Here is a 7,240-nt window from a genome sequence, read left to right as displayed (position 1 = left end):
CAACCTTGTGGGATGCCGCCGGATCAGTCCTGGATGCTTTCACTCCTGACGAATGCGCCAACTTCTTTACAGCCGCTGGATATGAGCCGGAATAAAGTGGACGTGCTCTAGCAGCTGTATTTTTAGATAACAAAACAGATTTGACATCCAGCCCTCTATCAGGTTGTTCTGGCGTAGAATGTGTAGGCAGATTTGCCGCGCATCCAAGAGAAGGCAGCAGCAAAGAAGCCAATACAATACAACATTTACGATCCATTCTCTTTTCTCCAAAGACACTGTCATTATACAAAGATCATAAACATCAATAAAAAATATGATGTTTACAGATTTTCTTATTCATTCGATATCTTCAGAATCTTTCTTGGAAGGACCCTGCCTGAGAATGTTCTTATTCTCAATATCCACATGAGTTTTCTTGAGGTAAGCACGGTCAATTTCATCCATCTGCCACAGGGAGACGAAGGCAAAATCAATGTCCGGATCGATCTCGCCCCACAGGTTGAGCATGACCATATGCAGGATGGTTGTCAGGTTCTTGCGGTAGAGCGTTTCCTGAAAAGCGTGCACACGATCATAAAAGACCCGTATCTCTCCTTCCGCTGAGGCATTCAGGCCGCTGGGGGTGATGCCCGTGAATTTCACCAGTGGTTCCTGCGCGACCGCGCACATTTGCTCCTGCGCCTGCGCCTGAAGGCGGTCCAGACCGGCCAGGGGGGCGGCCAGCAGGTCCAGTTTCTCCCGATCCTTGTCCAGCACGAATGTGCCGCGATTGGAGCGGAAGCGGTTGAAAGCTTCCACACGGCTGAGGAGACCTTCCGGGTCCTGCGCATAGGCCGCCATATCGGTGGAGAGGGCGACAATGGAGAAAGCATTCAGCAGGTCTGACACCGACTGTCGGGTACGCAGCCAGTTTTCCACCGCAGGTCCGGCCATTTGCGACAGGGACAACCCGCCGAAATTATAAGCCGGTTTGAGAAGATCCGGCACTGGTCTGGAGACAAACTGCAACAGCCGTGTGGCATGCAGCACATCGCCCTGCACCCACCAGCGGGAGGGCTGGTAGAAATCCGGGCTGAGAGGACTGGCCATTTCGTAATGGTCGGGCGTGGTCCAGACGGGCTCAATCGGCACAAAGGCACGCAACGAACCCTTGCGAAACGTTTCCGGCCTGAGCAGGAGCGGCGCTTCCAGTCCGCCGCCAGAGCGGGGCTGACCGGTATCCACATAGAGCAGGCCCATGCCGTAATACCCATCATACTCCGCCATGCAGCGCAGAACATCCCGGACGTTCAGCCGGGCAAAATCACGCTCCAGTTCGGCAAGGCGCTGCTTTTTATCCGCCGTACCACGGGCGCTGAAGGTGATCCACTCGCGCGTGGCCTCGGCGGCGATCACCTCCACCATATGCCGGTATTCCGCCCGCTGGGAGAGTTCGGCAAGGCGAGGATATCCGGGAAAGGCCACCCCTTCCGCCATGGCCTGCCGCAGCCAGCCGGATGGAGCAGGACCAGTAGCAGCGCTGTCCTGCGCCAGAGGGGCACGAGCTTCGCCCCGCACGCCTTTGGGCGGCTGATAGGGCCGGAAGGCGTCCCCCTGCCCTGCCTGCACCGGAAGACTTTTAAGACGCAGGGTTTCCGCCATGTCCTTCGGTCCGATACCAGTTGGAGATGCTGGAATGTGCGACGCGGGCCTGTGGAGAGACTGGCGGTGCTGGGAGAGAGTCTGCGGAGAGAGGCTGGGCGGGAATGTGAGGCGAGGCTCCTGCCGGAGAGAGAGAGGAGGCTGTCTGTTGGAAGCAGGAGCGTTGGGAAACATGCTGGAAAGAGCTTCGGCAGGGGTGGCAGGAGAGATGCCACCAGAAGAATCAGGAAAAGTTCCGGCAGAGATACTGGGGGGAAGGCCCGGCTTCATGCCCGCACAGACCGGCGCAGCCTGTGTGGCAGGGACGAGGGGATGTGTGACTGGAGGGAAGGAAAGTCCGGCTCTGGCGGGGCTGGACTGAGGTAAAAAGGGCGCGTTTAAGCGGGATTGGGCTGCGGTTTGAGAGTGCGTTTGGAAGAGATGATGGGGGCGGGTCTGGCCGGTAAGCCAGCGGACCAGGAAGGACGGAAGTGCCACAGGAAGGTCTCTCCGGAACAGAGGGGCTGTGATGAGGGCTCTTGAAAGCTGACCTTTAAAACTGCCCACAAGGAGGTTGCTCCTGCATGGCGGGACCGCGCCCGGAGCCGCCTGAGCACAGAAACGGCGCGCAATAAGCGGATGCGCGGGAACCTGAACCATGCAAGACTGTTACGACTAAAAGTCTTTCAGGAAAGAAAGAGGGACACCCGTTATGAAAACAGGTTTAACAAAATGGCTGGCGGCGGGCGCGCTGCTGGGCGTAATGGCCTCGCCTCTGGCTAGTGCGGCAGAGACGGCCACCGGCACGCTTCTGGGCGCGGACGGGACTGATCTGGGCCGTGTGGACGTGACAGAGACACCAAAAGGCGTTCTGCTGCGGGTAATCGCGCACAACCTCACGCCCGGGTGGCACGGAATGCATTTTCACGAAAAAGGCCAGTGTGAAGCCCCGAAATTCACCAGTGCCGGCGCCCATGTGCACACACAGACGCCCGTTGTACACGGATTTCTGAACGCACGTGCGAATGATGATGGAGACCTGCCGAACCTGTTTGCGGGGCCGGACGGCCAGGCGACAGTGGAAGTCTACTCCACTCTGGTTGCCCTGAAACCAGGCACCACGCGGCCTGCGCTGCTGGATAAGGACGGCTCGGCGCTGGTGATCCATGCACATCCGGATGACTACACAACCCAACCCATTGGTGGGGCGGGGGAACGGGTGGCCTGCGCCGTTCTGAAACCGGGCGCGTAAGGTCACTTTATTTTATTAAACATCCTGTATTGCGCCAGTACCTTTCCAGGCACTGGAATGCTTGCAAGAAGCCGGAACTACTCTGGAGCACGACTCAGCCGCGAAAAAGAACAGGGGGCATGGCTGGATGCCACGCCCCCTGTTTCCTTCAGCTTTCAGCGTATCGCATCCAGCCCGACAGAAGCCTGATCAGGCTTTGTCTTCCTCATCCTCTTCCGGATCTTCATCGTCTTCATAGACGACTTCGACCGTGATGGTTGCGCTATCACCTTCCTGAAGGGCTTTGGCGGTAGCGTCAGCTTCGCCTGCGTCTTCGTAGAACTCGCCTTCGTTGGGGTCTTCCTGCCACTCGTTTTCCGGGTGCCAGAAGGTCACATCGCCCTCTTCATCCTCACGCTGGATGATATAGCCAACGATCACTTCGTTTTCTGTGTCGTCACTCATGGTCTTTCCTTTACTGAGTCTTTTTTGCTCACTTTTAACCTATGCAGCATGACCAGAAAAAAGGAAGGCCTCAAGTGACGATTCTGCGTCAGCTCCGCGCTTCAGGCCGGGGCGGCCATGCAGAAGCTGTGGTTTCCTGCGCGGAGTTATGCCACTCTGGTCTGAACGGTTGACTGAGACGCCTGACAGACTCTTCCGGATCAGCCTTCTGGCGTCCACCACTCCGAACATCCTTCCCGCTTTTAATTTCAGCGCCGCCAGCACCATAAACCTTGCAACGAACTCCGAAGGCCTTGCATGACTTGCCCTCTTCTTTTTTCCGCACCCTATTTCCTCAAACGCTCTGAGCGGGCCTCTGCGCCGGTTTCTGATATGAGCACTGATGTGGCCTCCAGACTGACCGTGATGGGGCAGCAGCGACGTTCCCTGTTACGCACCTTGACGCAGCCTCTGCTGCGGGTTTCGATCCGACTGACAATAGTGACTTTGGCAGTGATGACCCCGGTGATGGCGCACGCAGCCCTGCCGGAGGGAGCCACGGCCCCGGACTTTACGCTGAACGGCGCGCTGGGTGGCAGACTGCTGAACTTTTCCTTGCTCAAGCAACTGAACAAGGGACCAGTGGTGCTCTATTTCTTCCCCGCCGCCTTTACCGCCGGCTGCACACTGGAAGCCCATGCCTTTGCAGAAGCAACACCCTCCTTCCATGCTCTGGGAGCCGCTGTGGTGGGCGTTACGGCGGGAAACACCGATCGGGTGGCCGAATTTTCCAAGGAGGAGTGCCGAAACCGGTTTGCCGTGCTGGCGGACCCCGGTGCGAAGGTGGCGGCCCGTTATGACAGCCAGAAGACGCAGGGGTCTTTCACCCTCTCCACCCGCACCTCTTACGTGGTGACACCGGAGGGGCAGATTGTGCTGAGCTTTACCTCTGACGACCCGGAAGCCCATGTGCAGAAAACACTGGACGCTGTGCGGGCCTGGCGGTCCACACACTCAACACCACAGCATACGACAGCAAAGAAGCCTTGAACACTGATTGAAAGCCCGTGCCAAGGCAGGAAGTCAAAGTGCTGTTGTCGGGCTGACTGGCACTCCCTTCGAACGGCAGGCAGCGCCGTGCCCCTTGTCCTGCACCGGGGTGGAAGAGTAAGGCTGGCGGGCTGATTTCGTTCTGATTGCGGCAGGGGGTGTAGGTGGCTGGCACGCTGAGGCCCGGACTGGTTTGCAATCGCACTGTGAAGGGGTGTTGCCATGACTGAGACCGACCTGCCGTTCTGCGTTGCCGCGCTGTATCGCTTTACGCCCTTTGAAAACTTTGCCGAACTGCGCGCCCCCTTGCAGGCAGTGTGTGACGCCAATGGTGTGCAGGGCACGCTGCTGCTGGCGCGTGAGGGCCTTAACGGCACGATTGCGGGCAGTGACGCCGGGATTGATGCTGTTCTTACGCATATCCGCGCCCTGCCCGGCTGTGCGGATATTGAAGTCAAATTCTCCCGCGCGCCGCACATGCCTTTCCTGCGCATGAAAGTGCGGCTGAAGAAAGAGATTGTGACCATGGGTGTGCCAGGGCTGGACCCGCGTTCTGACGTGGGCCATTACGTCCCCCCCGAAGACTGGAACGCTCTGCTGGAAGACCCGGACACCATTCTGATTGACACCCGTAACGACTATGAAGTGGCGGCAGGTACGTTTGAAGGGGCGATTGACCCCAAGACCAAAACCTTCCGGGAGTTTCCGGGGTGGTTCCGCGCGCATCGGGACGCACTGCTGGCCGAGGGACGCACGCCGCGCATTGCCATGTTCTGCACGGGCGGCATTCGCTGTGAGAAAGCCACGGCATTTGTAAAAGCCGAAGGACTGGACGAGGTATACCACCTTCAGGGAGGAATCCTGAAATATCTGGAAACCGTTCCTAAAGAAAAAAGCCTGTGGCGTGGAGAATGTTTTGTATTTGACCAGCGTGTGACCGTAAAGCACGGACTTGAACCCGGCTCACTCGACCAGTGCCATGCCTGCCGCATGCCTCTGACGGCGGATGACATGGCCTCCCCCCAATATGAGCACGGGGTGAGCTGCCCGCACTGCTACAGCGAACGCGATGAAAAACAGCGTGCCCGCTATGCAGAGCGTGAGCGGCAGGCGCAGTTGGCTGCCGAGCGCGGGGAGATGCACCTGGGCGCACATATGGATGAAATCCGCGAACGCAAGCGACGGGAACGTGAAGAGGAAATCCGTCGACAGAATGAGAAGCGGCAAGCCGCGCACTGATACGCTTCAGATCCGGGCAAGGAGGCCGGGGGCAAAGCGTGGTAGAGTGGTTATTTCCGCCAACGCAGTGAAAGCGCCGGCGGCGGCGTCAACCTGATCGTCGTGGCTGCCACCGGGGAAGGTGGCGAGTTCTTCCAGAAAATGCGGGGTCCATGCGGCGCGGATGGCCAGCACGTTGCCCGCGTTCACCTGTGCGGCAAACGGGCTGGCGCGGGTGGCTTTGTCGCCCGTCTCCCGCACGGCCTTCACCTGATAGCCCGCCAGCCGCCCGGTGAGGTAGCGCACCTGCGCCACCCCTGCCTGCCCTGGGTCCTGCGGCAGGATGATGCGTGTGGCAGGCCCATCCTGCGCAGCGGTGGCCAGCAGGGTAGCCTCAACCTGAGCGGGGTCTCCGCGCAGGCGAGTGACATCCAGCACGCAGAAGCGACCATCCGGCAGGAGAGCCATTTTGACCCCCACAGTCCAATCCGCATTGCGTCCCGCGCTCTGTCGGGTTGCGGCAAGATCCCATCGACGCACCATTTGGCCACCTGCGGGAGCGGCCTGCTGCACGCTGATCATGCCAGTCTGGAACAGGGCGCCTTCCGCCGGAACGGGAGATTGCTGGTAGAGCGCCCCCCATTCTCTTGCCCCGATGGCCAGACGGATACGCGCCAGTTCCTCCTGCGGAAACGCCTGTGGCCAGAGAGGGACACCGGGCAGACGCTGGAGTGGGTCCGCCTCTTCCGCCAGAGCGGGGAGACGGAGGATGTCCCATGCCTCACCCGTGCCGCTCTGCATCTCATCCAGCAGACGGCCTGCGAGATCATCCGGGGACCAGCGTGTCATGACCAGCACGATCGCGCCGCCGGGCATGAGGCGAGTGCGCAGGACGGCACGATACCAGTCCCACACCGCGGCGCGGCGAGCGGGACTTTCTGCCTCCTGACGGTCCTTGACCGGATCATCCACCAGAGCGAGATGCGCGCCCTTGCCCGTAAGACCGCCGCCGATACCCATGCTGGCATACAGGCCGCCCTGCGCGGTATGCCAGGCATCCCGCGCGCTGCTATCTGCCGCCAGCGTGACACCGGGGAACAGGGAGCCGAAGCGGCGTGAGGCTACAAGGTTGCGCACATCCCGCCCGAAATCCTGCGCCAGAGACGCACCGTAGGACGCGCAGACCACCTGCTTTGTCGGGTTTCGCCCAAGAAACCATGCTGGAAAACGCTTGCTGGTCAGCTCTGATTTTCCGTGCCTTGGAGGCATGAAGACCATCAGGCGCGTGATTTCACCCCGTTCCACGGCATCCAGCTTTTCGCACAGGAGCTGATGGTGCGGGCCGGGCCGGTATTCCGGCATGGTATAGCATGCGAACGCCAGCAGGCCCTTCCGTGCGGCCGTGCGATGGGTCAGCTCAGTCCGGGCGGCCTGTTGTGCCTGTTTGTGCAAGTGTGTTGAGTTCATCATCTGAAAACTCTTCGACGCTGCGGCGGACAACCGCATTCATGGACAGGCCCGCCAGTTTGGGGTGCAGGTAGGGCGCTGCCACTTTTGCAGCGTCAAACTGGCGGTCTGTTATACTTTCATCGCCCTGCATAACGCGTGTGAAAATATCTAGAGGAGTAATAGAGGTTTTTTTGTTTCGCTGCCTTCTTGGAGATTTTTCTGTCATGC

The 7,240-nt window shown here is 59.5% G+C and carries 8 protein-coding genes; 4 read left to right on the top strand and 4 right to left on the bottom strand.

Going from position 1 to position 7,240, the window contains the following annotated elements; translation table 11 throughout:
* Positions 1-336: 336 nt before the first annotated feature.
* Positions 337-1,641 carry a DUF1073 domain-containing protein gene (locus GOB82_RS12010; RefSeq protein WP_166123408.1) on the bottom strand — a complete coding sequence of 435 codons (1,305 nt, stop codon included), beginning with the start codon at positions 1,639-1,641 and terminating at the stop codon, positions 337-339.
* Positions 1,642-2,332: 691 nt separating this feature from the next.
* Here GOB82_RS12010 and sodC point away from each other — a divergent pair.
* Together sodC and GOB82_RS13575 are read left to right on the top strand one after the other, a co-directional pair.
* Entirely contained in the window at positions 2,333-2,872 is a 540-nt protein-coding gene (gene sodC, locus GOB82_RS12005; protein WP_166123406.1) for a superoxide dismutase[Cu-Zn], read from the top strand.
* Between the two features lie 57 nt (positions 2,873-2,929).
* A complete protein-coding gene (locus tag GOB82_RS13575; RefSeq protein WP_265794594.1) occupies positions 2,930-3,061 on the top strand; it encodes a hypothetical protein in 132 nt (43 codons plus the stop codon).
* On the opposite strand, the gene GOB82_RS12000 is transcribed toward GOB82_RS13575, so the two are convergent.
* Positions 3,062-3,316 carry a hypothetical protein gene (locus tag GOB82_RS12000; RefSeq protein WP_166123404.1) on the bottom strand — a complete coding sequence of 85 codons (255 nt, stop codon included), beginning with the start codon at positions 3,314-3,316 and terminating at the stop codon, positions 3,062-3,064.
* A 372-nt stretch (positions 3,317-3,688) separates the two neighbouring features.
* On the opposite strand from GOB82_RS12000, the gene GOB82_RS11995 reads away from it, so the two are divergent.
* Positions 3,689-4,345: a peroxiredoxin gene (locus tag GOB82_RS11995; protein WP_198911974.1), complete on the top strand. Its 657-nt coding sequence runs from the start codon at positions 3,689-3,691 to the stop codon at positions 4,343-4,345.
* Positions 4,346-4,567: 222 nt separating this feature from the next.
* The gene (gene trhO / locus GOB82_RS11990) at positions 4,568-5,584 is read left to right on the top strand and encodes an oxygen-dependent tRNA uridine(34) hydroxylase TrhO (protein ID WP_166123402.1); all 1,017 of its coding nucleotides are present in this window, start codon (positions 4,568-4,570) and stop codon (positions 5,582-5,584) included.
* A 6-nt stretch (positions 5,585-5,590) separates the two neighbouring features.
* On the opposite strand, the gene terL is transcribed toward trhO, so the two are convergent.
* Both terL and GOB82_RS11980 read right to left on the bottom strand, forming a co-directional pair.
* A complete protein-coding gene (gene terL, locus GOB82_RS11985; protein ID WP_166123400.1) occupies positions 5,591-7,033 on the bottom strand; it encodes a phage terminase large subunit in 1,443 nt (480 codons plus the stop codon).
* The gene (locus GOB82_RS11980; RefSeq protein ID WP_242007391.1) at positions 6,981-7,238 is read right to left on the bottom strand and encodes a hypothetical protein; all 258 of its coding nucleotides are present in this window, start codon (positions 7,236-7,238) and stop codon (positions 6,981-6,983) included. Before GOB82_RS11980 ends, terL begins: the two co-directional genes overlap by 53 nt.
* Between the last annotated feature and the right edge of the window lie 2 nt (positions 7,239-7,240).

It is taken from the genome of Acetobacter farinalis (assembly GCF_011516935.1).
GTDB classification, from domain to species: Bacteria; Pseudomonadota; Alphaproteobacteria; order Acetobacterales; family Acetobacteraceae; genus Acetobacter; species Acetobacter farinalis.
This window is presented reverse-complemented; position numbering and strand designations above follow the sequence as displayed.